At 63.7% G+C, this 24,583-nt stretch carries 24 protein-coding genes; 17 read left to right on the top strand and 7 right to left on the bottom strand.

Going from position 1 to position 24,583, the window contains the following annotated elements; all coding sequences use genetic code 11:
- Positions 1 to 5 precede the first annotated feature (5 nt).
- Positions 6 to 740: a peroxiredoxin gene (locus ACFSGJ_RS20260; RefSeq protein ID WP_183319083.1), complete on the top strand. Its 735-nt coding sequence runs from the start codon at positions 6 to 8 to the stop codon at positions 738 to 740.
- 273 nt (positions 741 to 1,013) lie between these two features.
- Positions 1,014 to 1,451, top strand: a complete 438-nt coding sequence (locus ACFSGJ_RS20255) for an OsmC family protein (RefSeq protein WP_183319085.1) — start codon at positions 1,014 to 1,016, stop codon at positions 1,449 to 1,451.
- 686 nt (positions 1,452 to 2,137) lie between these two features.
- On the opposite strand, the gene ACFSGJ_RS20250 is transcribed toward ACFSGJ_RS20255, so the two are convergent.
- The 3 genes from ACFSGJ_RS20250 to ACFSGJ_RS20240 form a co-directional block, all read right to left on the bottom strand.
- A complete protein-coding gene (locus ACFSGJ_RS20250) occupies positions 2,138 to 3,100 on the bottom strand; it encodes a LysR family transcriptional regulator (protein ID WP_390265986.1) in 963 nt (320 codons plus the stop codon).
- A 162-nt stretch (positions 3,101 to 3,262) separates the two neighbouring features.
- A complete protein-coding gene (locus ACFSGJ_RS20245; RefSeq protein ID WP_183319031.1) occupies positions 3,263 to 4,669 on the bottom strand; it encodes an ATP-binding protein in 1,407 nt (468 codons plus the stop codon).
- Entirely contained in the window at positions 4,666 to 5,331 is a 666-nt protein-coding gene (locus tag ACFSGJ_RS20240; protein WP_183319028.1) for a winged helix-turn-helix domain-containing protein, read from the bottom strand. Before ACFSGJ_RS20240 ends, ACFSGJ_RS20245 begins: the two co-directional genes overlap by 4 nt.
- 135 nt (positions 5,332 to 5,466) lie before the next feature.
- Here ACFSGJ_RS20240 and ACFSGJ_RS20235 point away from each other — a divergent pair, with 135 nt between their 5' ends.
- Positions 5,467 to 6,105: a DsbA family protein gene (locus ACFSGJ_RS20235; RefSeq protein ID WP_183319026.1), complete on the top strand. Its 639-nt coding sequence runs from the start codon at positions 5,467 to 5,469 to the stop codon at positions 6,103 to 6,105.
- A gap of 13 nt (positions 6,106 to 6,118) precedes the next feature.
- On the opposite strand, the gene ACFSGJ_RS20230 is transcribed toward ACFSGJ_RS20235, so the two are convergent.
- A complete protein-coding gene (locus ACFSGJ_RS20230) occupies positions 6,119 to 6,505 on the bottom strand; it encodes a hypothetical protein (RefSeq protein WP_183319024.1) in 387 nt (128 codons plus the stop codon).
- Between the two features lie 69 nt (positions 6,506 to 6,574).
- Between ACFSGJ_RS20230 and ACFSGJ_RS20225 the strand changes: the two genes are divergently transcribed.
- From ACFSGJ_RS20225 to ACFSGJ_RS20200, 6 genes are all read left to right on the top strand, one after another.
- On the top strand, positions 6,575 to 7,018 hold the full coding sequence (locus ACFSGJ_RS20225; protein WP_342640508.1) for a protein tyrosine phosphatase family protein: 444 nt from the start codon (positions 6,575 to 6,577) through the stop codon (positions 7,016 to 7,018).
- A 302-nt stretch (positions 7,019 to 7,320) separates the two neighbouring features.
- Positions 7,321 to 8,112, top strand: a complete 792-nt coding sequence (gene dsbG, locus ACFSGJ_RS20220; RefSeq protein WP_390265983.1) for a thiol:disulfide interchange protein DsbG — start codon at positions 7,321 to 7,323, stop codon at positions 8,110 to 8,112.
- A 106-nt stretch (positions 8,113 to 8,218) separates the two neighbouring features.
- Entirely contained in the window at positions 8,219 to 10,078 is a 1,860-nt protein-coding gene (gene dsbD / locus ACFSGJ_RS20215) for a protein-disulfide reductase DsbD (protein ID WP_183319018.1), read from the top strand.
- Positions 10,075 to 10,878: a TlpA disulfide reductase family protein gene (locus ACFSGJ_RS20210; RefSeq protein WP_183319016.1), complete on the top strand. Its 804-nt coding sequence runs from the start codon at positions 10,075 to 10,077 to the stop codon at positions 10,876 to 10,878. Before dsbD ends, ACFSGJ_RS20210 begins: the two co-directional genes overlap by 4 nt.
- Positions 10,879 to 10,985: 107 nt before the next feature.
- Entirely contained in the window at positions 10,986 to 11,597 is a 612-nt protein-coding gene (locus ACFSGJ_RS20205) for a L,D-transpeptidase (RefSeq protein ID WP_183319014.1), read from the top strand.
- Positions 11,598 to 11,681: 84 nt separating this feature from the next.
- A complete protein-coding gene (locus ACFSGJ_RS20200) occupies positions 11,682 to 12,323 on the top strand; it encodes an SAM-dependent methyltransferase (protein WP_183319012.1) in 642 nt (213 codons plus the stop codon).
- Positions 12,324 to 12,377: 54 nt separating this feature from the next.
- Here ACFSGJ_RS20200 and ACFSGJ_RS20195 read toward each other — a convergent pair whose 3' ends face one another.
- On the bottom strand, positions 12,378 to 13,121 hold the full coding sequence (locus tag ACFSGJ_RS20195) for a L,D-transpeptidase (RefSeq protein ID WP_183319010.1): 744 nt from the start codon (positions 13,119 to 13,121) through the stop codon (positions 12,378 to 12,380).
- An 89-nt stretch (positions 13,122 to 13,210) separates the two neighbouring features.
- Between ACFSGJ_RS20195 and ACFSGJ_RS20190 the strand changes: the two genes are divergently transcribed.
- The 8 genes from ACFSGJ_RS20190 (at position 13,211) to ACFSGJ_RS20155 (ending at position 22,837) form a co-directional block, all read left to right on the top strand.
- Positions 13,211 to 13,738: a thioredoxin family protein gene (locus ACFSGJ_RS20190; protein WP_342640509.1), complete on the top strand. Its 528-nt coding sequence runs from the start codon at positions 13,211 to 13,213 to the stop codon at positions 13,736 to 13,738.
- 103 nt (positions 13,739 to 13,841) lie between these two features.
- On the top strand, positions 13,842 to 15,182 hold the full coding sequence (locus ACFSGJ_RS20185; RefSeq protein ID WP_342640510.1) for a c-type cytochrome: 1,341 nt from the start codon (positions 13,842 to 13,844) through the stop codon (positions 15,180 to 15,182).
- Positions 15,179 to 16,090 carry a c-type cytochrome gene (locus tag ACFSGJ_RS20180; RefSeq protein WP_183319095.1) on the top strand — a complete coding sequence of 304 codons (912 nt, stop codon included), beginning with the start codon at positions 15,179 to 15,181 and terminating at the stop codon, positions 16,088 to 16,090. Before ACFSGJ_RS20185 ends, ACFSGJ_RS20180 begins: the two co-directional genes overlap by 4 nt.
- Before the next feature lie 118 nt (positions 16,091 to 16,208).
- On the top strand, positions 16,209 to 17,780 hold the full coding sequence (locus tag ACFSGJ_RS20175; RefSeq protein WP_183319097.1) for a cbb3-type cytochrome c oxidase subunit I: 1,572 nt from the start codon (positions 16,209 to 16,211) through the stop codon (positions 17,778 to 17,780).
- The gene (locus tag ACFSGJ_RS20170; RefSeq protein ID WP_183319099.1) at positions 17,777 to 18,397 is read left to right on the top strand and encodes a cbb3-type cytochrome c oxidase subunit II; all 621 of its coding nucleotides are present in this window, start codon (positions 17,777 to 17,779) and stop codon (positions 18,395 to 18,397) included. Before ACFSGJ_RS20175 ends, ACFSGJ_RS20170 begins: the two co-directional genes overlap by 4 nt.
- Entirely contained in the window at positions 18,394 to 19,641 is a 1,248-nt protein-coding gene (locus tag ACFSGJ_RS20165; RefSeq protein ID WP_183319101.1) for a c-type cytochrome, read from the top strand. Before ACFSGJ_RS20170 ends, ACFSGJ_RS20165 begins: the two co-directional genes overlap by 4 nt.
- Positions 19,638 to 20,672, top strand: a complete 1,035-nt coding sequence (locus ACFSGJ_RS20160; protein ID WP_183319103.1) for a c-type cytochrome — start codon at positions 19,638 to 19,640, stop codon at positions 20,670 to 20,672. Before ACFSGJ_RS20165 ends, ACFSGJ_RS20160 begins: the two co-directional genes overlap by 4 nt.
- A gap of 5 nt (positions 20,673 to 20,677) precedes the next feature.
- A complete protein-coding gene (locus tag ACFSGJ_RS20155; protein ID WP_183319105.1) occupies positions 20,678 to 22,837 on the top strand; it encodes a heavy metal translocating P-type ATPase in 2,160 nt (719 codons plus the stop codon).
- 153 nt (positions 22,838 to 22,990) lie between these two features.
- Here the strand turns inward: ACFSGJ_RS20155 and ACFSGJ_RS20150 are convergent, their stop codons facing one another.
- A complete protein-coding gene (locus ACFSGJ_RS20150) occupies positions 22,991 to 23,386 on the bottom strand; it encodes an ArsR/SmtB family transcription factor (RefSeq protein WP_183319107.1) in 396 nt (131 codons plus the stop codon).
- Positions 23,383 to 24,003 carry a peroxiredoxin gene (locus ACFSGJ_RS20145; protein ID WP_246373343.1) on the bottom strand — a complete coding sequence of 207 codons (621 nt, stop codon included), beginning with the start codon at positions 24,001 to 24,003 and terminating at the stop codon, positions 23,383 to 23,385. The genes ACFSGJ_RS20150 and ACFSGJ_RS20145 overlap by 4 nt, the downstream gene beginning before the upstream one ends.
- Positions 24,004 to 24,583: the final 580 nt, after the last annotated feature.

Here is a 24,583-nt window from a genome sequence, read left to right as displayed (position 1 = left end):
ACCCTATGAGCTGCTCCGATACCAGACCCCAGCCGACGCCGACGGCCAGCGAGAGCCCGGCGCCAAGCGCCGCCACTTCGTCGTACGCATCGACCGAGCCAACCGGCTCCGCGGCCATGCCCCGCATCAACGAACCGGCGCCAGCCTTCAAGGCCAACACGACGCATGGCGAGCGCTCGCTTGCGGACTATAAAGGGCGCTGGCTCGTGCTGTTCTCCCACCCGGCCGATTTCACGCCTGTGTGCACCACCGAGTTCATCGGCTTCGCCAAGGCTGCCAACGCGTTCAAGGCGCTCGATTGCGAATTGCTCGGTCTCTCCATCGACAGCATCTTCTCGCATCTAGCCTGGGTCAGGAACATCAAGGAGAAGTTCGAGGTCGATATCCCGTTCCCGATCATCGAGGATCTGTCGATGACGGTCGCCAGGGCCTACGGCATGATCCATCCGGGCGCCTCCGACACCTCCGCCGTGCGCGCGACCTTCATCATCGATCCCAATGGCATCCTGAGGGCCATGGTCTACTACCCGATGACCAACGGCCGCAGCGTCGCGGAGATCCTCCGCCTCGTGAAAGCGCTCCGCACCAGCGATGCCCATTCCGTCGCCACCCCGGAGGCCTGGCAGCCCGGCGAGAAGGTTCTGGTCGGTGCACCGAAGACCGTCGAGGCCTGCGAGAGCCGCATGAAGGACGGCCTCGAGACGACAGACTGGTACTTCTCCATGAAGTCCGTCGCCTGACAATCAGCTTCGGGACGTTCCCCAAAGGGACGTCCCGACATTGTTGCCTCCGGCGACAAGAGCGGCCTCGACGGGGCGGAAGCCCGCAAGGACGGATGCGGCCGAAGAAATGGGCCGACGCGCGAGAAGCATCGCGCCGAAGCGAGCATCGGTCTCTCACCGGGCGAGCTCATCACGAAAAGCAACCTCGGAGGCTGAAGCGCTTGCTTGCCCCGTCAATGGCCGAACGGCGCCGATTCAATTGAGATGTTCAACGAGCGAGTGTAGCCGCATATGTCTGTCACAACCGATCGCAATATCGTTCATATAGAGGAGAGTGGTCACGGCCCCTACGGTCAGTTCGTCAGCATCGGTCACCATGTCCTCGGCGCGGACGAGCCGCAGGCGCTTGGTGGCGAGGACACCGGCCCTGATCCCTTCGAGTTCGTCATGGCCGGTCTTGGCGCCTGCACGGCCATGACCATCCGCATGTACGCGAGCAGAAAGAACTGGCCGCTTGAAAACGTCCAGGTATCCGTCCAGCACGTGCGCGCCACGGGCGTCTCTTCAGATACCAGGCCGCACGCCATGGAACGACGCATCGTGCTCGTCGGTCCGCTCACCGACGAGCAGCGCGACGCCCTCATCAAAATAGCGCAAAAGTGCCCGGTCGGTCTCGCCCTCGAGGCCGGGATCGAGGTGCTCACGGTCGAGGCGAGCGGAGTGAGTTGAACGGTCTCTACCAAGGCGAATTCAGGGCTCTTCTCGACCGCGCCAACCTACCGCTCCATAGTTGCACGATCGGCGTTCGTGTCGAAGACGCCATGGGGTGGGGCAAGCAGCAGCGACGGCCCATTCAGGTCGAACACCTTCGCCATCCCCGCCGCATCCGTGCTGACCCACTCTCAGGCAATCAAGCGTGGCCATTTTCATCTCGGTTCGGCGATGCTGGCGCAGCATGTAGCCGGAGAACACCCAGCCGCTGACCGCATCGGCACCACGGTAGACGACCGTGTCGACGAAGTTCTTAGTCTTGTATTTGTCGGCTGTCGGCACCGAAATTAAAAGGCATCTCGCGACCGGGGCGCACAAGCGCGTATTCTCCGACGTGCGGATAACCATGCCTATGCCTGCCCCCGATGGTGATAGGTGAGCGCCGAACTCCGCCTACAGTCGCCATCCGCCCCCGGGACCACCATAGGAACCGTTGTAGTAGATCAGATGGCGGATGCTGTCGGGATAGAGCGAGGCATGGTGGTCGAGTCACTGCGACCCCGTCGTCCAGCCACGCCATCATGCCGCCTATCCCCTCGGCATGATTGCGCTGTGTCGACGGTCGCCGGGTTTGGTAGATCTTCTCAGAAGAAGAGCTGTGATTTGGCAATGTCTCGGCAATGCGGCGCGTCATAGAGCCTCGACTACCGGTCTGCGCGGGTTTGCTTGGCCAGTTCGCGTGCAAAGCTGATCAGGCGCTGCAGGCTCGGATTGTCATTTGCAGGAGACCAGACGGCGCTGAAAGGAACAATATCCGCCTCTGCGCTAAGAGGGACCAGGCTGAGGTCACGGATGGTCACCCCCCTCCAAGCCTCGACGACCGGCGTTATTCCTTTGCCCATGGCGACCATATGCATCAAGGTCTCCTGATGCACATCGTGATATTCAACCATCGGATAGGTGCTGTAGTCACAGATTCTCCGCACGATGTAGTCACGGATTTCCGGTCCGGGACCAAATCGGGATACGATGAACACTTCATCGACCAACTGCGACCAATCGAGCTTCTCGAGCCGGGACAATGGATGGGACCGAGGCAGGGCGATATGGACCCGCTCTCGCCAGAGCTCCACCGTATTGCACCCCTTCACCTCGCCGTTGCCCGTAAAAAATCCCACGTCGAGCTGATGGGCGCGAATGGTGCGAATATGGTCCTGACGCCCGCCATCACGAATATCGAGCCGGACTCCAGCGTGCGCAGCCTCGTATCTACATAGGAGCTCCCGCAGAAATCCTCCGGCGAGCGTCGTGATCACCCCGACCCGCAGCCTGCCGGTCTCCACACGCCCCGCAGCTTCCGCGCACTGGATGGCCTGCCAGATCTGTCGAATCGCCGGGACCGCTTGCTCAATGAACTGCCGGCCTGCTTCGGTCAGCCGAGTGCCAAACTGGCCACGCTCGAACAGTCCGACACCTGTTCGATTCTCGAAATCTCGTATAGCTTTGCTGACACTAGACGGTTCCACACCCAGAAGATCCGCCGCGCCCCGAATGCTCGTGCTCTCTGCGGCGGCCAAGACATATCTTATTTGCCTGAAGTCAAAGTCTTTGGCCTTGCCAAAATGATCTGACGACGTCGCTTCTCGCGGATGCTTTCCTTTCGACATTCCGCCCCTTCCGGACATTTCCTACACGCGGGCGAGCTGACCTTTCGTCGTTAGAATCGGCCGCACAAGCAATGCGCCATTTGCCCTTACAGTCCTCTTCTCGGGCTGGGTGCCGCAGGTCCGGGCCGTGGCGTAGGCTGTAGTCAGAAGCTGTACCTTCTACTACGAGCAGCTGATTGCTCTGTTCTCGGCGCGATCGGGATCGGCGCGGGGCGCTCGCGACAGCATGGCTTTGCTGAATTGCAGCTCCGCGCGAAGACCGCCCTCGGAACGGTTCCCGAGACTGACATTCCCGCCGAGGCGCTTCGCCGCCAGCTCGGCAATCGCGAGCCCGAGACCGCTTCCCATCGCTGTCTTGTTGCGGCCGCGGTAGAACCTTTCGCAAACCTTGGGCAACTCGTCTTCGGGGATTCCGGGGCCGTTGTCTTCAATGGTCACCGCGACGGCGTCGCCATCGATCCTCACTCCGCAACGGACGACGCCGTCGTTGCGGGAATGCAGCACGGCATTTTCCATGAGGTTGCGCACCGCCAGCATGAACAGCGACGCGTCGAGCTGAAGATAGATATCGTTCAGCTTGGCGTCGATCTCGATCGGCACCGCGTCCGAGTAGTGTTGGCGGATGTCGTCGACGAGCTGGCCGACCAGCTTGCCCAGGTTGACGCGACGACCGTCGGCATCGGCTTCGCCCCGCTCGGCATTCGTCAGGTCGGTGAGCTGACGCATCAGCCGAGAGGTCCGGTCCACTCCGACCACAATCTGGCGCAGCGCGTTGCGCCGAATGTCGGGATCGTCGCTACCCAGCGCGACCTGCGCCTGGGTTTTGAGTCCCGCAACCGGCGTGCGCAGTTCATGCGCCGCGAAAGCCGTGAAGTCGCGCTCGCGCTCGCGGGCCGCATGGACGCGTCCGAACAGCCCGTTGAGCGAGCGGATGACGGGCTTGATCTCGGAGGGCGTGTCCACGTCCGGCAGCGCGCTCAGATCGGACGCCGGACGTGTCTCCAACGCATGAGCCATCTTGTTGAGAGGCCCGAGGCCTTTCCTGACGCTCAGCCATATCAGCCCGGCCAGGATCGGCAGGATCAGCAGTGCCGGAAGGGCCAGGCCCCGGATGACATCGGCGACCAGCCGGTCGCGAACGCGCATATTGTCCCCGACGAGAACGCGCATGCCCAGATCGGCGTTGACCACGGCATAGACGCGCCAGGTCTCTCCATCGATGAGCGTCTCCGAAAAGCCATCCTTGGCATCGGATAGGGGAGTCGCCGGCGCTGCGTCCGAACGGCCGACCAGGGTCCCGTCCAGCGCCCAGATCTGACACGAAAGCTGGCGATCGTAGGAGGCATGCATGGTTGGCTCGATGGCCGGAATCTGCGCTGCGCGCATCGGATCGATCTCCTGGCTGGTGATCAGCGAGCTCACCATGCGCGCCGCCTCGATCAGCCGGGCGTCGAGAACCCGCTCCACCTCAGCGCGGGTGCTGAGATAGATCCAGGCGATAGCCGACATCCACACCACGCCGGTGGTGATCATCAGGATCAGGAAGAGCCGGCTCCGGATCGACGTCACGCGGTCGCCTCCGCCAGCTTGTAGCCGACGCCGCGCACCGTCTCGATGACGCCCGGGCCGAGCTTCTGCCTCAGATTGTGGATGTGCACTTCGATCGTGTTGCTTTCGATATCCTCTTGCCAGCCATAGAGCCGGTCCTCGAGCTGCGACTTCGACAGGATTTGGCCGGGCCGATCCATCAGCGCATGCAGGATGGAGAACTCGCGGCGCGAAAGACGAACCGCCTCACCGCTCTTTGAGACCGCCATCGTCGCGGGATCGAGGCGCAGATCGCGCCAGATGCGGCAGGCGGACGTGCCGCCGTTGCCGCGTCGCGTCAGCGCCCTCAGCCGGGCGGCTACCTCGTTCAGATCGAAGGGCTTCCCCAGATAGTCGTCCGCGCCGGCGTCGAGGCCGGCGATCCGGTCGGGCACGCTGTCCCGCGCCGTCAGAAGAAGGACCGGCGTTCCAACCTGCCGCCCTCGCAATTCGTCCAGTACGCCGAGCCCCGAGCCGTCAGGGAGCATCAGGTCGAGAACGACCGCGTCAAAGGCCGAGATTCTTAGTGCAGCCGAGGCATCGGCGCAGGTGGAGACTGCGTCGACCGTGAAGCCGGCCAGGCCCAGCCCGACCTGCAGGCCGTTCAGCAGCACCGCGTCATCTTCGACGACCAAAACCCTCATGACAACTTTACTCAGCTTCCGTCAGAACAGTCGCAATCGGGTGCCGACCTTAAGCCAGCCTTAAGGTGGCAGGCGTGGATCCCGGCTCCAGGCGGTATGCCGCCTGTCCCTCTCACGATCGAAAGGAGATTCCGTATGCCAGCTCTCACGCGTCGCGGCGCCATGGTCGCCATGGGAGGCGCGGCTCTCGCAGTGCCTCTCATGCAACGCTCCGCCCTCGCGCAACACGCCGACGTTTCGAAGGAAATGATTCTCAATGACCCCGCGGCCCCGGTTTCCGGAGACCCCCGCGGCGACCTGACGATCGTGGCCTTCCTCGACTACAACTGCCCCTACTGCAAGAAGTCCGCGCCCGACCTTGCTCGCGTCGTGAAGGAAGACGGCAAGATCCGCCTCGTCTACAAGGATTGGCCGGTGATCCGGCCGACCTCGATCGATGGCGCGACCATGGCGCTCGCCGCCAAATATCAGGGCAAATACGAGGTTGCGCACCACGCGCTGATGGGCATTCCCGGGGTCGGCGTCCCAAGGGAGAAAATGCGCGAAGGTCTGGAGGCCGCGGGCATCGACATGCGCCGCCTCGACGCGGACATGACAGCCAAGGCAGCTGAAATCGACGCCATCATCAAGCGCAACATGGCGCAGGCCGATGCCATCGGTTTCTCGGGCACGCCAGCCTACCTCATTGGGCCCTTCCAGACTTCGACCCTGGACTATCAAGGCTTCAAACTGGCTGTGGCGGACGCGCGAAAGCGGCAGGCAGAGGGACAGTGAGACGAACACGTGCTCACCACCCCCGCTCGCGATGTTTGCTGTCGATCCTGCTGCCTTTGATCTTGCCGATCGCGACGGTCAGCGGGCACGAGCCATAGCCGTCATAGGCCTTCGGAAACGACTTGCCATCGCAGGCGGACAGGAGGTTGGCCACCACGGAAGACTGAAGCCGCACGGCTGCAGCCGTCTGGGCATTTGCCGTCGAGACCGCATCCCTGCCCGGCTGGTACGAATGCGTCTCCGAGGGCTCCGCGACGGCGATGTCGAGATCACGCCTCGGTCGCTTGAACTCGCAACGGCTATACCGGCGGCTCCTCCACCGACGATGATGATGTGGTGCTTGAGCTGCAGCGCCTTCGGCTCCTGCGGATGCACGGCAGCTTCCATTGAATTTTCCCATTTTCAGATCGTTACTTCTGATTTTATGTAACTGTGTAATCCATGTCGACAATAGTCAAGCAGGCATCCCATGGAGCTCATTCCGGTCACAGAGAAGTTTTCCGTCGCGGGGCAACTTCAGCCCGACGATTTCGCTAAGTTGCGTCGCCTCGGGTTCAGGAGCGTCATCAACAATCGTCCCGACGGCGAGGACCCGTCACAGCCGGGAACCGATGTGGAAGAAGCGGCGGCCAGGGCGGCCGGTCTCGACTACGTGTTCATCCCCGTCACCAGCACCTTGATGACGGCGGACGATGCTCGCCGTTTCGCCGAAGCCATCGTCGCGTCGGACGGCCCCGTCCTGGCGCATTGCCATTCCGGCGCGCGTTCCTTCTACATGTGGGTGCTGGCCGGCGACGCGGACGTTCCGGGATTCAAGAATGACAAGTTCGTCGCCACGGCGAGCGGGACCGCACCGGACCACGCCCAAGTCCGGATCGCTGTGAGTCGAGGTCCAGCCAAACCAACGATGTAGGGTTTCTTCGATCCTCGCACTTGAGGCCGTCCGGTGCGTCGCCGGCGATCCGGCGATCAGATCATGCGCCATCATCGATCCGGTCCTCGCCTGCGCCGAGAAGCCCGGAGCTGCCAGGACCGAACACGCCGACGGGATCCTCGCCAATTCGTCGAGCAGGTCCTGATGGTTGAATGTATTTTCGACACCCAACCCCGCACGGCGTCCACCTGCGGAGGCCGCCGTCTCTCCTAATGCTGTCTTAAGCTGGCAGGGAGAGGACGCCAACGTTCTGAGTTTTGCACGCGACGGTCTCAATGGGCATGATCGAATTGAAGAAGCTTCTGCTCGCTGCCGCTTTCGCAGCGAGCCTCGCAGGCTGCAATGACGACAGCGGCACGGCCTCGGCAGATGCTGGCCGTGAGGGGGAGGCGGTCTTGCAGGCTCTCGAGGAACGGGGCCTGGCCGTCCACGGTCCTCTCGATGTCCCGGGAGGATTGAGCGCATTCGCCGCGAGCTCGGGCACGCAGCCGGTGGCCATCTATGTCATGCCGGACTCCAACTACGCGCTGATCGGCGCGCTGATCGATGCGCGCGGCAGTTCCGTCGCTGACGCCGAGTTAAATCGGGTGGCGAGCGAACCGATCGAGCGCGAGGCTTGGGCAGCGCTCGAGGCCGCGGCCTGGGTTCAGGACGGAAACCCCAATGCGGAGCGCGTCGTCTATGTGTTCACCGATGCGAACTGCCCGTACTGTAACCAGCTATGGCGCTCGGCGCGTCCATGGGTGGAGGCCGGCAAGATCCAGCTACGTCATATCATGGTCGGCGTGATCCGCGCCGATTCTGCCGGGAAGGCGGCCGCGATCCTGGAAGCATCCGATCAGCAGGCCGCGCTCACTCAGAATGAACTGAACCATGCCAGCGGCGGCATCGCCCCTCTTGCGACCATATCCGCCGACACCAACGCCAAACTCAACAGCAATGTCGAGTTGATGAGGCGGCTGGGCTTCAGCGGCACGCCGGGGCTCGTTTCCAGAGGCAGCGACGGTTCCCTCAACGTGCAGGCCGGCGCCCCCCGGGGAACCGCCCTCGAGACCGTGTTCGGGCCGCTTTAGGCCGTATCGGTCGCCGTCGTGCGGCGTCAGCAGAGCCGCGCACCTCTTAAGCCTGCCTTAAGCTGCCGATCAGACCTCTCCCGCCCGTGTCACATGAAGCGGGAGCATGCCGTTGCCTTCGAGAACTATCTGGTCCGTCCTTGTCGCGGTGCTGATGATTGCGATTGCCGCGATATCCACGCCGGCATCTGCGCAGGTGACGTCCACGGGAGGGATGCCGCTCCCCGTCGATCAGGCGTTCCAGCTCTCTGCGACGCGCGAAGGCGACGAGGGCGTCCGGCTGCAATGGACGATCGCGTCAGGCTACTACCTCTATCATGATAAATTCGGCGTCACGCAGGGCGCGTCCGACCTCGCGATGCCCGAACTCCAGGGCAACGGTCAAAGCAAAGACGATCCGACATTCGGCCCATCCACCGTCTTCCATGACCACGTCGCCGCCGTGGTTCCTCTCGGAGCCTCGGCATCCGGCCCGCTCGAAGTCCACTATCAGGGATGTCAGGACAACGGCATCTGCTACCCGCCGATCGTCCGACATGTCGATGTCACGACGCTCGCCGTGACCGATCCGCAGCAACGCGCACCGGCAACCCAGGCTCATGAATGGACAGCTCCCATTTCGGGGGCGCCGGCGCTGGCGAGCGGCGTCACCATCGCGGCGGATAATGGCGGCTTGATCGGCTCGCTGCTCAAAGACGGCGGCGTCGCGATGGTGCTGGCAAGCTTCCTGATGTTCGGCGTGCTGCTCGCCTTCACCCCTTGCGTGTTCCCGATGTACCCGATCCTCGCCGGAGCGATCGCGCGTCAGGGCGACTCGGTCACAGCGGTCAGGGGGTTCAACCTGTCGCTCGCCTATGTCTTGGCCATGGCGACCGCCTTCGGGCTCCTCGGCGTGGTCGCCGCCTGGTCGGGCCAGAACCTGCAGATGGCGCTTCAGTCTCCGCTCGCCATCGGCGCCGTCTCGATCCTGTTCGTCATCCTCGCCCTGTCCATGTTTGGCCTGTTCGAATTGCAGCTGCCATCGGCCTGGGTGAACGCCATCGGCCGTATCGGACAGGGTGATCGCGGGTCGCTGGCCTCGGCCGCACTGCTTGGCTTCACCTCCGCGCTGATCGTCGGACCGTGCGTCACCGCACCGCTCGCCGGTGCGCTGATCTATATCGCGCAGACCGGCGACGTGGCGCTTGGCGCCGCATCGCTCTTCGCGCTCGGCCTCGGCAAGGGCATTCCGCTGATTGCCTTCGGCACGCTCGGTCCGAAAGCCTTGCCCAAGGCCGGGGCGTGGATGACCTCGGTGCGCCAGGCGTTCGGCTTCGTGTTCGTGGCCACCGCGATCTGGATGGTCTCGCGCCTCATCCCCGCCGAGGCCGCTCTTGCGCTCTGGGCCCTCTTTGCCATTGGTCTTGCGGTGTGGCTCGGAGCCTTCGATTCGCTCGGGCCCGACGCACCAGGGCGACGCCGGACCGCCAAGGCCGCCGGCATCGCCGCAGCCCTCTACGGCATCGTGCTCGCGGTCGGCGCCGCCAGCGGGGCCAATGACCCTTTCCGTCCCCTGAGCAACCTCACCGCGAACACGAGGGGCGGCGCCGGTTCTGCGCAAGCGCTGGCTTTCCGAAACGCGGCGACCCCGGCCGAGCTGCGAACCGGGCTTGCCGCAGGCAACGGCAAGCCCAGCCTCCTCTATGTCACGGCCGACTGGTGCATCACCTGCGCGGTCATCGATCGCAGCATTCTTTCCGATCCCGCCGTCCAGTCCACGCTCGCCCGCTTCAATCTCATCAAGCTCGACGTCAGCGCCAACACGCCCGACCAGCGCCAGATCATGCAGAGCCTTCAGGTCGTCGGTCCACCGACGATGATCTTCGTCGGTCCCGAGGGACAGGAGGCAACGGGAACCCGCCTCGTCGGCGACGTGACCAAGGCGACCTTGTGGGCCTCGGTCGAGCGTACGGGCCTGGTCCAATGAACGCCATCAGCATCGGCCCGTTCGTCTTCGCCGCGGCGCAGTTCGCGGCCATTCTCGGCATTTTCGCCTTCACGATCACAACGTCGATCCTGGCACGCCGCGTCGACCCGCTGATCGGCCGCTGGTCGACATGGGCGTTGATCGGCGGCCTGATCGCGGCGCGGCTCGGGCATGTCGGCCTGCATTGGCAAAGCTTCATCGCAGAGCCGTGGCGAGTGATCGCATTCTGGCAAGGCGGCTTCGAGCCGGTCGCCGGTCTGATCGGCGTCGCCATCATCAGCGCTTTCTTCATTCGTTCCCTCAAGACCGGTGCGGCAGCCGCAGGCGCGCTTGGCCTCAGCCTTGTCGTCTGGATCGGCGTCACGCAACTCACCCAGGCGACTCTCGGCCAGCCTGCGCCGACCGTCGCCCTGCAACAGATCGACGGCCCGCCGCTTGCCGTTAGCGACGTCGCCGGCAAGCCGGCCGTTATCAATCTCTGGGCGAGCTGGTGCCCGCCCTGCCGCAGGGAAATGCCATTGCTTGCCGAGATCGCCGCAAGCAGGGACGACGTCGCCTTCCTCTTCGTCAATCAGGGCGAAGGCTCGGACACGATCCGCTCCTATCTCGCATCCGAGAATCTCAAGCTCGATCGCGTACTGCTCGATCAGTCGATGCAGATCCCGCGGCACTACGGGACGATGGGGCTTCCCATCACCCTTTTCCTCAGAGCCGACGGAACCCTCGCGTCCATGCATATGGGCGAAATCTCCCGGGAAGCCCTTAACGCCAATATCGAGAAAATGACGGGTCCGACATGACGCCGGTGGTTCCGATGCAAATCGCGGCCGGTCCGCTGCCCTTCACCCCCAAAGTTGAACCATCCGCCTTCCTCGATCCGGGCGCGGCCAACGATGCGTAACGACCAATGATTTCGTCTAGGAAAAGCGGCGCGTTCTTCACCCTGCTGGTCAGCCTCGTTGTGGCCGGTTGCACCACGACGACATCCACATCTGTCACCCAGGCGCGCGATCGCTCACAACCCGCCGCTGGGATCGAGGCTTCCAGGGTCGATCCGAAGAACCGGCGACAACAGGTGGACTATCGCACGCCGCATGCCCCGGGAACGATCATCGTCGATACGACAAATCGCTTCATCTATCTGGTGCAGGAAAACGGAAAGGCGATGCGTTACGGGGTCGGCGTCGGTCGCGAAGGACTCGCGTTCACAGGCACGGCCAATATTGGTCTCAAGCGCGAATGGCCGCGCTGGACGCCGACACCCAACATGATCGCTCGCGAGCCCGAACGATATGCGCGCTGGGCCGCCGGGATGGAGGGCGGACCGAACAATCCTCTCGGCGCGCGGGCGCTCTACCTTTACAAGGACGGTAAGGACACGCTGTTTCGCATCCACGGCACCAATGAGCCGCACACCATCGGCCATGCCGTCTCGTCCGGCTGCATCCGCATGTTGAATCAGGACGTCATCGACCTCTATCGTCGCGTCCCGGCAGGATCGAAAGTCGTTGTGCTGTAGCCGCGTTGGCATAGTCAATCATTTGGAACGGACGCCTCCCATTCCAACGATCCGGAGGCCTTCAAAGCAATGGGGTTTCGTAAAATGGAGATCAATTGGGACAGCAGATTCGAACGTGAGGACTATCTCTTCGGGACCGAGCCAAACGCTTTTCTTGCCTCGCAGGCCTTCCGGCTGCAACCTGGAATGAAGGCGCTTGCGGTCGCCGACGGAGAGGGGCGCAACGGCGTCTGGCTCGCCGAGCGCGGGCTCGACGTCGTTTCGTTCGATGCCTCAACGGTCGCGCTTGCAAAGGCGCGGGACCTCGCCCGCCGACGCGACGTGACCTTGCAGACCGTGCATTCCGATCTTGCCAAGTGGGAGTGGGAACCCGAAACCTACGACGTCGTCGCCGCGATCTTCGTGCAGTTCGCACCGCCCGATTTGCGCAAGACGATGTTTGAAGGCTTCCACACATGCCTGAAGCCTGGCGGAATTCTGATCATGCAGGGATATCGCGTCGAACAGCTTCGCTACGGCACCGGTGGCCCGCCGCACGCCGATCATCTCTACACGAAGGATATGCTGATCCGGTCATTCGGGCATTGGGAAATCCGATACCTTCAGGAGCATGACAGCGTGATCGAGGAAGGAGCCGGGCATTCCGGCATATCGGCCCTGATCGATCTCGTTGCCGAAAAGGCAAGACATGATGTCCTGCCGCTCCCCTCATTGAAGGCCGCGTAGACGGATTGCATAGCGATGTCGTAGCTCGTGACGTCATCGCGCATCGGGCGCCACCTAGCCAACCGCCAGATACGACATCATTGGGTCGGGGATGACGACGATCGGGCTGCCATCGCGAACCTCGTCATGGAGATGGATGACATCCTGATTGAGCAGCCGGATGCAGCCGGACGAGACGGCATGGCCGATCGAAAAGGCCTCAGGCGTGCCGTGCAGCCGATAGAGCGTGTCGCGCCCGCCTTCATGAATGTAAAGCGCGCGCGAGCCAAGCGGGTTGTTGAGTCCGGGGTCCATTCCGCCATTTGCGATGCTGTACGGCTCCAGCTCGGGCTGGCGGGCGACCATGCTGTCGGGCGGCGTCCAACGCGGCCATTTGCGCTTATAGGCGACGATCGCGCGCCCCGACCATGCAAAGCCTTCGCGGCCGACGCCGATGCCATAACGCGTCGCGCGGCCCTCCGGCTTCACATGGTAGAGGTACTTGCCAGGCGTATCGACGATCAGCGTTCCTGGCCCCTCCTCTGTCGGATAGTCGACCTCCGTCCGCCAGAAGCGGCGATCGACCTGGGAGACGTCGACCTCGGGAATGGGGAACGGCTCGTTCGGCATCGCCGTATACATCAGCGGAACCGCGGGTTCCGGCTCGACCTTGACAACTGGCGCCATCATCGGGACCGGCTGGCGTGTCGATACGCAGCCCGCCAGTGTAAAGGCGCTGGCGCCGACCAGAAATGCGCGCCGTGCCAGCGGCCTGGAAAGTGTCGTTTTACTCAATTGTCTCTCAGCCTTCCGAATCATTCCGGTTCAGAACGCTCAAACGTCAGGGCCACCTTAAGCCTGCCTTAAGACGGGAACTCACCGTTGCCTCGAACAACGGAGAGCCACAGATGCTGATTTCGACCTGGAAGCTGGCAGACATTCACCGGAACGATCAGGGCGCGGGTGCCTGCGGTCATCGTCCGTCCCGGTCCGCGATCGTCGCAACGCGGCGTCAGCTCCTGATCGGAGCTCTCAGCGTCGCGGCCGCTACCAGCCTTGCCGTTCCTGCCGGGGCCGCGGTCCTGACCGTCACCAACCTCGACCAATACCGAGGCGGTCTTGCACGCCTCGCTCCGCGCTACCGGACCGCGCTCGTCGACATTGGCGCGGAATGGTGCGCCTTCTGCAAGACCATTGATCAGAAGATCCTCCCGGACCCCGGCGTCCGGCGAGCCATGGAGCGAATTGCGCTGATCAAGGTCGACGTGACCAGAATGGGCCAGTCCAGCCGCGAGCTCCTTCGATACCTGCGCGCCGACGGGCCCCCAACGCTCTTCGTCGTGCAGACTGCGAGCGGACGTGAATTCTCAGGCACGCGATCCGTCGGAGCCTTTCGAGCGAGTGACCTCGTCCGGCGCCTGCGCCCGTTCGCCTGACATCGATACCGGTTTCAAGACATGCGGGAGCTTGATTGAGATCAACGCGTGCGTTGGGTCGCTCATGATACTTACATAATTACTGAAAGTAATGGGGCGGATCGTGAAACTGTTCATCAAGCTGGCGCTATTCGCGATCTGCGGACTTGGAATCTCCTATGCCTTCGCGATTTCCACCCCCTATTGGTTCAAGCCGAAGGCCGAGGCGCATGTCGACGTCACCGATGCCGCCCTGATCCGCCAGGGCGCGTATCTCGCGCGCGCAGGCGACTGCATCGCTTGCCACACCGCCCCTGGCGGCAAACCCTTCGCCGGCGGCCTCGGCATGCAGACGCCGATGGGCACGATATATTCGACCAACATCACGCCCGATGCTCAAACGGGTATCGGCGGCTACAGCTACGGCGACTTCGAGCGGGCCGTACGAAAAGGCATCCGGCCCGACGGCACGCACCTCTACCCCGCCATGCCCTACGTCTCCTATGCTGTCGTCAAGGACGAGGACATCAAGGCGCTCTACGCCTACTTCATGTCGAGCGTCGAAGGGGTCCGGCAGGACAACCAGCCGACCACCATGCCTTGGCCGCTCAGCATGCGCTGGCCGCTTGCCTGGTGGCAGCTCATATTCGCCCAGCCCCGCGACTTTGCCGCGACGACCACCGATCCGCAGCTCGTGCGCGGCGCCTATCTTGTCGAGGGCCTCGCCCATTGCGGCGCCTGCCATACGCCACGCGGCATCGCGTTTCAGGAAACGGCCCTCGCCGATGGCCCGAACAGCCGATTTCTGTCGGGCTCCGTCCTGGAGGGCTGGTACGCCAAGAACCTTCGCGATGAAGACACTGGCCTGTCGACCTGGACGGTCGATGAGATCGTCGATTTCCTGAAGACTGGCCGCAATGCCAAGACGGCGGCCTTCGGCTCGATGTCCGATGTCGTTGAGCATTCCACCCAGTATCTTGCGGCCGACGACCTGACGGCGATCGCCACCTACCTCAAATCGCTGAACGCCCGCGACGGACGCAGCCCGACATGGCAGCCGAAGGAGGATCTCACCACCGCGGCCCTCAAGGCCGGCGATTTCAGCGCCCCCGGCGCCATGTCCTACGTCGAGCACTGCGCGACCTGCCACCGGATGGACGGCAAGGGCGCGCCGCGCATCTATCCGGCGCTCGCCGGAAACTCGATGGTCTTTGCCGATGATCCAAGCTCCCTCATCCAGGTGACGCTTGCCGGCGGGCGCATGCCCCGCACCCCGCATGACACCATGGCCTTCACCATGCCCGGCTTCGCTCACCTGACGAACCGCGAGGTCGCGGCGATGCTGAACTTCATCCGCAATGGCTGGGGCAATCACGGCAGCGAGATCACCGAGGCCGACATCTCGCGCATGCGTCATGAGATCGCGCGAAAGCCGAAGCACTACGTACCGGGAGAACAAGAATGACCAACCGCTCCCTCATCTTGACCGGGATCGCGATCGTGGCGATCACCGCAGCGGCCGGCATATTTGCGCTAACGCACCAGCGCACGCTGGATGCCCCGGTTAACGACGCAATCGCGATCCTGGACGCTACCGGCGCCCGCATCGGCGACTATCGCATTCCGCCGGACAGTTCGATCGCGCAAGAGCCGAATGCGGTTGCCATCATGCTTGGCAAGCGGCTGCTGAACGAAACCGCGCGCCTGCTTCCCATCAATGTCGGCAACGGGCTCAACTGCAACTCCTGCCACATGGCTCAAGGCAAGCTCTCCGACGCCAACACCTACATCAATACAAGCAATTTCTATCCCGCCGTCATGCCCCGCGCCGGGCGCGCGGTCGATCTCGTCACGCGCATCAACGGCTGCTTCCAGCGATCGATGAACGGCAAGCCTCTCGCAGAGGACAGCTCCGAAATGCAGGCAATGGTCGCCTATATGGACTGGTTGCGGCAGGACGTGGCCAAAGGCGCCAGGGTTGCGGTCCGCAACGCCGGGCCGATCGACGACACCCTGATACCGGATCCCGAGAGAGGCCAGGCGATCTACGCCGCCCAGTGCGCCTCATGCCATGGCGCCAATGGGCAGGGCATGAAAGACCAGTCCGGCAACTATATCTTCCCGCCGCTCTGGGGTGACGAATCGTTCAATATCGGCGCCGGCATGGCGAGAACTTACAAGGCGGCGCAGTTCGTCAAATATGCGATGCCGCCGGCCATGAACCTGATACCACCGCTCGGAACGGGCGGCGTCCTCTCCGATCAGGATGCCGTCGATGTTTCGGAATACTTCACCCACATGCCCCGTCCCGATTTCGCCGGAAAAGTGCACGACTGGCCCACAGGCAACAAGCCGAAGGACGCGCGTTATTAGAACATGTCTTTTTCAAGGCTGAACCTGGTTTCTTAAGGTTGCCTTAAGCTTGGTTTCCGAGCGCTGACCCCATGCGCCTGCCGCAAGAGCCAGGCCGCAAAGGGGGAGGGGTTAGCGCATGGTGACGATGGGACTGTTGTTGGCGTTGAGCTTCGCCGTGTCGCTGCTCGCGCTCGCGTTCCTGATCTGGGCGATCAGCAACAAGCAGATCAAGCTCGACCAGCAAGACGCCAAGGTGATCTTCGCCGCGGGCGACGAGAACCACCTCGACAGCCCCGACGCCGAGCAATCACCCGCCAGGCGACATTACTTCGACACCGTCACCACCGGCATCGACCACATCTCCATGAGGCCGGCGGCCGTCCTTCTCGTCGCGGCCACCCTATGGCTGCTCGTCGGTTCGGCCTTCGGCCTCATCGCCTCGCTGAAGCTGCATTGGCCGGACTGGCTTTCCGCCTACGCACCGCTCACCTTCGGCCGCGTCCGCACGCTACACCTCAACCTTGTCATCTACGGGTGGCTGTCGCAGGCCGGCATCGCCGCGATGATCTGGATTTTGCCGCGCATCTTCCACACGCCGCTGCGCGCGCCCCGGATGCCGATCATCGGAGCGGTCCTCTGGAACATCGCCGTGGCGCTGGGAGCCGTCGCGATCGCCAACGGCTGGACGGATGGCGAGGAGTGGCTGGAAATTCCCTGGCAGCTCGACATGCTGCTGGCGCTGGCCGGCGTCTTCTTCGTCATCCCGCTGGTGAAGACGACGCTCGCCCGGGAGGTCCACCACATCTATGTGAGCGGCTGGTACTTCCTCGCGGGAATCCTCTGGTTCCCCTGTCTCTTCGTCATTGCAAACCTGCCCATCCATTCGGGCGTCGAAGAGGCCACGGTGAACTGGTGGTTCGCTCACAATGTGCTGGGCCTCTGGCTGACGCCGCTCGGCGTGGGAACAGCCTACTACTTCATTCCGAAAATCATCGGCAAACCGATCTATTCCTATTCCGTCTCACTGCTTGGATTCTGGGGCCTCGCACTCTTCTACAGCCAGGTGGGCATCCATCATCTGATCGGCGGACCGGTGCCGACCTGGGTCGTGACGCTCTCCATCGTTCATTCGGTGATGATGTTCATCCCGGTGATCGCGGTGGCCATCAACCAGCATGTCACGGTCGCCCGCAATCTCTGGGCCCTGAAAGAATCGCTGCCGTTGCGTTTCATATCCTTCGGCGCCGTCATGTATACGCTGGCCTCGTTCCAGGGTTCGATCGAGGCGCTGCGCTCGGTCAACACGGTCACGCATTTCACGCACTATACGGTCGGGCACGCCCATCTCGGAGCCTACGCCTTCGTGACGATCGTCATGTTCGGCGCGGCCTATCACATGCTGCCGCGCATGACCGGCCGGGCCTTCCTGTGGCCGGCTCTGATCAACGCGCATTTCTGGCTGATCGTCGTCGGCTTCGCGATCTACTTCTTCGGGCTTTCGATCGGCGGCGTGCTGCAGGGCCTCGCCATGCTCGATGCGACACGCCCGTTCTCTGACAGCGTCATCCTCACGATCCCTTATCTCGAGGCGCGCAGTCTCGGCGGCAGCCTTATGACGCTTGGCCACATCCTCTTCGCCGTCAATGTCGCCGCCATCCTCATTCCGCGCCGGGCATCGGCGGCCGCACGCGTGGTGCCCGCCGAATGAACCGCTATCTTCCCCTTTCGATCATCGCGCTCGGCATCCTGGCTTTCGCAACCTTGCTGCTTGTCATCGCGCCGGGCATCCAGATCGGCCGTCACGACGCTCCGCCTGGTCTGGAGCCCTATACCGAGCAGCAATTGCGCGGCCGCCAGGTCTACGTGTCGCTCGGCTGCGTCTACTGTCACAGCCAGCAACCGCGATCGCCCGACCAGGCGCCCGACGGCGCACGGGGCTGGGGACGTCCGGCCATTGCCGCGGATTACACCTACGATGCGCCCCATCAGCTCGGGACAATGCGCACCGGACCCGATCTCCTGAACGTCGGCGCAAGACTGCCGTCACGGGACTGGCACCTGGCCCATCTCTATCAGCCGCGCGCCATCTTCGACTGGAGCATCATGCCGGCCTATCCTTTCCTCTTCGAGGTCAAGGGTGCCCCCGATCCCGGCGACGTTGTCGTCTCCATGCCTTCCGGCTTTGGGCCCGAAGCAGGCGTTATCGTCGCCAAGCAGGACGCGCTTGATCTCACCGCCTACCTGCTGTCCCTCGACCGTACCTATCCGGCGCCCGCCGACGCCATTCGCGACGATGGCTACCGCCGTCCGGAGGGCACGCCATGACCGCTGACAAAAAGCAGGAAGCGGAGCGCTCTTCTCGCATCGACGAAACCTTCGAGCCCTACGAACTGCACGGCAAGATGCCATGGCCGCTGATCGCGTTCGCCGTCGGACTCGGTCTCTGGGGCGTTGCCACGCTGTTCGAGACGCGAGAGGACGTTGTTGGCGCTCAGGCGGAGCGCGTCGCTCGAAGCCATACGGAAACCGGCGTGGCGACTGAACCCGGCGCGCCGCTCTTCCTCGCCCGGTGCTCGACATGTCATCAGCCGGACGGCTTGGGCGTGCGCGGCGCCATCCCTCCGCTTGCCGGCTCTGCCTTCGTCGCTCACGGGCCGGAGCTTGTCGCAACGATCCTGCTGCGCGGCATTGATGGACCGATCCGTGTTGGCGACCATGTCTTCAACGGGCACATGCCGAGCTTCTCCAGTGTGCTCGCGGATGTCGAAATCGGCGAGCTCGCAACCTATGTCGCACGTCGCTTCGGCACGTCGTCCGACAGTCTCAACGCTCCGGATGTGGCCATGCTGCGCGATCGTGTCGCCGGCAGCGGCAGCTTCAAGGGCGGGGCCGAGATTGCGTCGTCCACCGACCTCGATCTGGGCCATCAGCCGGCCTTCGTCCCTGCGACCGCCGTGTCGCTCACCCCGGAAGTGTCCGCGCTGGTCTTCACCGGCCGCGGCGAGCAATGGGCTTGCGCAAGCTGTCACGGCGATCTCGGCCAGGGCAAGGAGAATACCCCGCGCCTCGCCGGCCTTTCCGCCGATTACATCGTCAAGCAGCTCGGCGACTTCGCGGCGGGCCGTCGCCTCAACGAATCCATGCGGTTGATCGTGGCCTCGCTGTCCGATGAGGAAAAGCGCCAGCTCGGCGACTATTACGCCGCGCTACGCGTGCCATCGAACGCCCGGCCCGATCTCGGCGGGAGCCTCGCGCGCGGCGAGGCTCTCGCGCTTCATGGCGACTGGAGCCGCAACGTCCCGGCCTGCTTCTCCTGTCATGGGCCCTCCGGCTTCGGCGTCGCACCCGAATTCCCGCCGATCGCCGCCCAGCATGCCGCCTACACCGCGAGCCAGCTTGCGGCATGGGCCGGGGGCCGTCGCAACAATTCTCCGCTCGATCTGATGGGGCGGATCTCACGCGAACTCAGCGACGCCGATCGAAGGGCCGTGGCCGACTACCTCGCCTCCCTCCCTCCAGTGCCAGCAGGAGACGACACCCAGATCGCGGAAATCGGAGAACATCCATGACAGAGCCTGCGGAGAGCCTTGCCGCCAAACCAGCCGATCCTCAGAGAGGGCGGATTGCACGATGGTGGATCCACGCAGCCGGCGCTGGCATCATCGCCGCCGCCCTGGGAGCGCTCGCCTACGAAAGCGGCATCATCCCAGGACGACAAACGTCGCAGCAAGTCGCCGGGCCTGCCACGGCTGGCTTCTTCCAGCCTCCGGCCGACGACCAGATTCCCGACGACGAGTTCGGCGCCGCCATCCGTCGGGGGCAGGCGATCTTCATGAACACCTCGACCAATGCATCCCAATATGTGGGCAACGGCCTGTCCTGTTCGAACTGCCATCTCGGCGCCGGCCGCCAGCCATTCTCCGCCCCGATGTGGGCTGCCTGGGGCCAGTATCCCCGCTACCGGTCGAAGAACAACCAGATCAACACGATGGAAGATCGCGTGCAAGGGTGCTTCACCTTCTCCATGAACGCCCAACACTCGGTTGCCGGTGGGCCTCCGCCGCATGGCGATGACATCTATCGCGATCTTCAAAGCTACTTCTACTGGCTTGCCAGCGGCGCCCCCAACAACGAGCTGATGAGCGGCGCCGGATTTGGCAGAGTGGCCAGGACCGAGCTCGGCTACTCTCCCGAGCGCGGCGCCCAAGTGTTCGCGGCCAACTGCGCCGTCTGCCACGGTGCCGAGGGTCAGGGCCAGATGGACATCAACGATCGCTATGTCTTTCCGCCGCTCTGGGGTCCGAATTCCTACAATTGGGGTGCCGGCATGGCCCGCATCGACACGGCTGCGGCCTTCATCAAGCACAACATGCCATTGTCCCAGCCCGGCCGGCTGACCGATCAGGAGGCGTGGGACGTCGCCGCCTATATCAACAGCTTCGAGCGTCCGAAGGATGCGAGACAGCAGGGGCGCACGATCGAGGAAACGCGCCGACTCTACCACGATGGCGATGAGATCTATTACGGACAGGTCGTCAACGGCGTGCTTCTGGGCGTCGGCACCCCCGATCCGGTGCGGCCGGTCGGCGCCGTGGACTGACCGCCATGCGCCGGCTCGTCGCGGTCGAGGGCATGGCATGCGGCGGCTGCGCGCGCGGGCTGGAAAAGCGTCTCAGCCAACTCGAAGGCGTCAACAGCGTCGGCGTCCACCATCTGACCGCATCCATGCTGGTCGATTGGGACGAGGCGAGGACATCGATCGCCAAGATCGCGTCCGTCGTCTCGAGCGCCGGGTATGCCCTGGTCGACCGGCATCAGCCCGACGAACTATCGGCAATGCTTTCTGGAGATATTCGCCGGCTGAGCCTTCGCCTTGCCGTCGCCGTGATGGCAGGGATGTGGTCGATGGCGCTCGCCGTCGTACTCTACGTCTCCGACATCGATGCGACAGTCGCCTGGTGGATCGCGCTCGCCTCCGGCGTCCTGGCGCTGCCGGTCCTGCTCTGGGCGGGAGCTGGCATCTTCTGGATGGCCTTCCGATCAGTCCGACTGCGTACGCCCACCATGGATCTGCTGATCGCCTTGGGCGCCGGCGGCGCATTTGCTCTCTCTCTGGTGTCACTCGCGTCCGGATCATCGCATGTCTATTTCGACACCGCGACAATGCTGATCACGCTTCTCCTTCTCGGGCGTCTCGTCGATCTGATCACCAGGCGCAGCGCAATCGATGCGTTGAAGGCTCTCGAAGAGGCTTCCGTGGAGACGGCCGTAAGACGCACCGCTTCGGGGAACAAAGTTGTCCCATGCAGTGAGGTCGAGATCGGCGATCGGGTCGTCATCGACGCCGGCGCGGCGATCAGTGTCGACGGGATCATCCAGGAGGGCCGGAGCCTCATCAACCGCGCGGTCCTGACAGGTGAAAGCCATCCGCTTCCGGTCGGCGCCGGGCAACGCGTCGAGGCGGGCGCGATCAATCTCGAAAGGCGCCTCATCGTTTCGGTCGACCGTGCCCATGGAGATCGCGACCTTGATCGTATGGGCGGCGCGATCATGCTGGAGCTTGCCCGGCGCGGCACGCTCGCCTCACGCGCCGACCGTCTCGCCGGCGTGCTGAGCTGGGGAATCCCGGGATTGGCGCTGCTCACTGCGGTCACGCTGCCGCTCGCAGGGGTCGCGGGAGCAGACGCCATTCTGAGGGGGCTGACGGTGCTTGCCGCAGCCTGCCCGTGCGCTTTGTCGATCGCCGCGCCGCTTGCACAGGCGCGCGCGGCCGGCATCGCGGCGAGACTCGGCCTGCGGCTCCGGGATCCTGTCGCTTTTGAATCGCTCGCCCAGCCGGCAACAGCCATCTTCGACAAGACGGGTACTCTGACCACAGGCCTCCCCTCAGTGGTTGAGGTCGCTGCTGCCAAGGGCTGGAGCAAAGACGATGTGCTGCGGCTTGCTGCAATTGCCGAAACCGGGATCGATCATCCTCTGGCGCGGGCGATCGTCGCACGACACGGCCGTGAAGAAGGCGCGGGCGGGACGCGGCGGGAACGCAGCGCCGAGGCAAGGGATCGCGACGGTCGTTGCATCAGCGTCTATGGAATCGATCGCGACGACGGCATGACCTCGCTTGCCGTGAGCCTCGACGATGTCGTCATCGGCTCCCTCGGCCTCGCCGATGCTCCCACCGGCCAAGCGCGCGGGACCGTCGACCGGTTCCGGGAGATGGGTATCGACATGTGGATTGCGTCCGGAGACGGCGGCGGTCCGACGTTGCGGGTCGCGAAGGCTCTCGGTATTCCCGCGCCCCGCGTCCGTTACGGCTGCACGCCGGCAGACAAGGTCGAGCTCGTGAAAGCCGCAACCGCTCCTGTTCTCTTCGTCGGGGATGGCGTTAACGACGCTCCGGCGCTCGCCGCCGCCGATTGCGGCATTTCCGTTGCCGGTGCCCATAGCGCCGCTGCGCGAACCGCGGACGTGGTCATCGTCAAAGGCGGCATCGATCAGCTCGTGTCTGCGATCGCGCTTGCCCGTCGCACGGTATCAATCACCCGACAAAACCTGGGCCTCGCCATCGTCTACAACCTGTTGGCCGTTCCGTTGGCAATTGCAGGCACGCTGTCTCCTTCCCTGGCGGCGCTCGCCATGCTCGCGAGTTCGTCGTCGGTCGCGTTCAACAGCTTGCGCTTAGAACTATCAGGAACGTCCGCCGTGCCGGCAAAAGCGGCGCCCCAGTCCGCAGAACTCTGCGACGAGCCGTTGGTTAGGCGCGGTTAGAGTGCCGCTTCGTGGGCGGCCTGCGAATAGAGCTTCGTCACCGACAAGATGCGAGATACTCGGTTCCAATCTTCGCGAAGATCGCCAGCCGACGTACCCAGGACGAGCAGGTGAGCCCGCAAGCTTAAGAGCCGGTCAAGGATCGATGATCCGTCAACGCAGTCGCGCGAAGTTGGCGGCGCCCTCGATCACATGCTCTCGTTTCTGACTCGCTTCCGGCCGCGTCATCTTGAGAAGCATTTGTTCAGGATTGCCGGCGCCGAATACCGCCTCGATGCTGCGCACGCACAAAACAACGGGTTCGCCGGCAAGGCTGTAATAGACCTGCTTGGCCTGACGACGCGTCGTGACCAGCTCAGCCTTGCGGAGCTCGGCGAGCTGCTGGCTGAGCGCTGGCTGCCCGATGCCGGTTGCCGCGTCCATTTCCGTCACCGACTTTTCCCCTTCGAGGAGAAGGGACAGGATCATCAACCGTTGCGATTGCGCGAACTTGCGCAGCTTGTCGGCCGCGGCCTCGGCTTGCGCCCGGGACTGCCATAGCGCCTTCATCCATCTCTCCGGCAGAACCAGTCGGATTCGTGCTGCGCCTTTTCATCGGCCGGCAGGAGAAGCGGCTGCCCCGGCTGCCAATCAGCCGGAGCAAGCTTCTCGCCGGAATGGGTGGCCTGCAGCGCCGCCACCATCCGCAGCATCTCGTCGACCGAACGTCCGATGGTCAGCGGATAGTGCGTGATCGCCCGGATGACGCCCTCCGGGTCGATGAAGTAACTCGCCCGAACTCCCGCGCTGTTCTCCGCCGTCTCGTCGATCATACCGTAGGTGCGACCGACGAGCATGGACGGGTCCTCGATCACCGGAAACGGGATTTCCACCGAAAAGAGCTCACGTATGGAGCGGGCCCAGGCGAGATGCGCATAGAGGCTGTCGACCGACAGACCGAGAAGTGCGCAATCGAGCGCAGCGAAACGATCGTGCGCTTTGGCGAGCGCCACGAACTCTGTGGTGCAGACCGGCGTGAAGTCCGCCGGGTGCGCAAAGAACACCAGCCACCGGCCCTTGTAGTCGGAAAGCCGGATCGGACCTTGGGTGGAACGGGCCTCGAAATCAGGAGCGGCGTCGCCCATACGCAGGGTCGGGGGAGGTATGCGGATCGATACGTCGTTCATCGAAGCCGTGGTCTCGAAAGCGTCACTTACGTGTTTGTCGTATGGCGCGCCGCCTGACGCAATACGATTACACAGTTACATGGTTAGTTGAATAGATAAAAAAGGCGGCGACGCGACCGGCTTCGAAACCCGAGAACGGCCGGTTCCGACCCGGACCAAACTGGGCAACCTCCTTCGACCCAGGCCTTCTATACGGCCCGTCCACGCGGTCCTCGCCGCCTACCTCGCCACGGCTTTCGTCGTCGGAGGGGTTGGCTTCCAATGTCGTCTCAAGGACCGGACCAATTCCGGTGCGCAACACGCTTGAACGTTGCCCGCCAGAGCATCTACGCTGCTACCCGGAACAGCGCGTACAATCGGCCGCCGGAGGCCCCGATGACCTTTATCTGCTTGGCAATTTCGGGCACGTCGGTTGGCCTCATGGGGCGGCCTTCGTGGGACCGCAAGTAAAGATGGTTGCGCCCTCCCGCAACCATCGCTACCAGCTGGCTTCGGCAACGTCGGTCGCCTTGGACAGGACGGCCTCCAAGCGATCGGCAATGATTCCGCACTCTGGAACCGCCAGCCCAAGTGTAGCAGG

The organism is Halodurantibacterium flavum (assembly GCF_042681825.1).
GTDB lineage: Bacteria > Pseudomonadota > Alphaproteobacteria > Rhodobacterales > Rhodobacteraceae > Halodurantibacterium > Halodurantibacterium flavum.
This window is presented reverse-complemented; position numbering and strand designations above follow the sequence as displayed.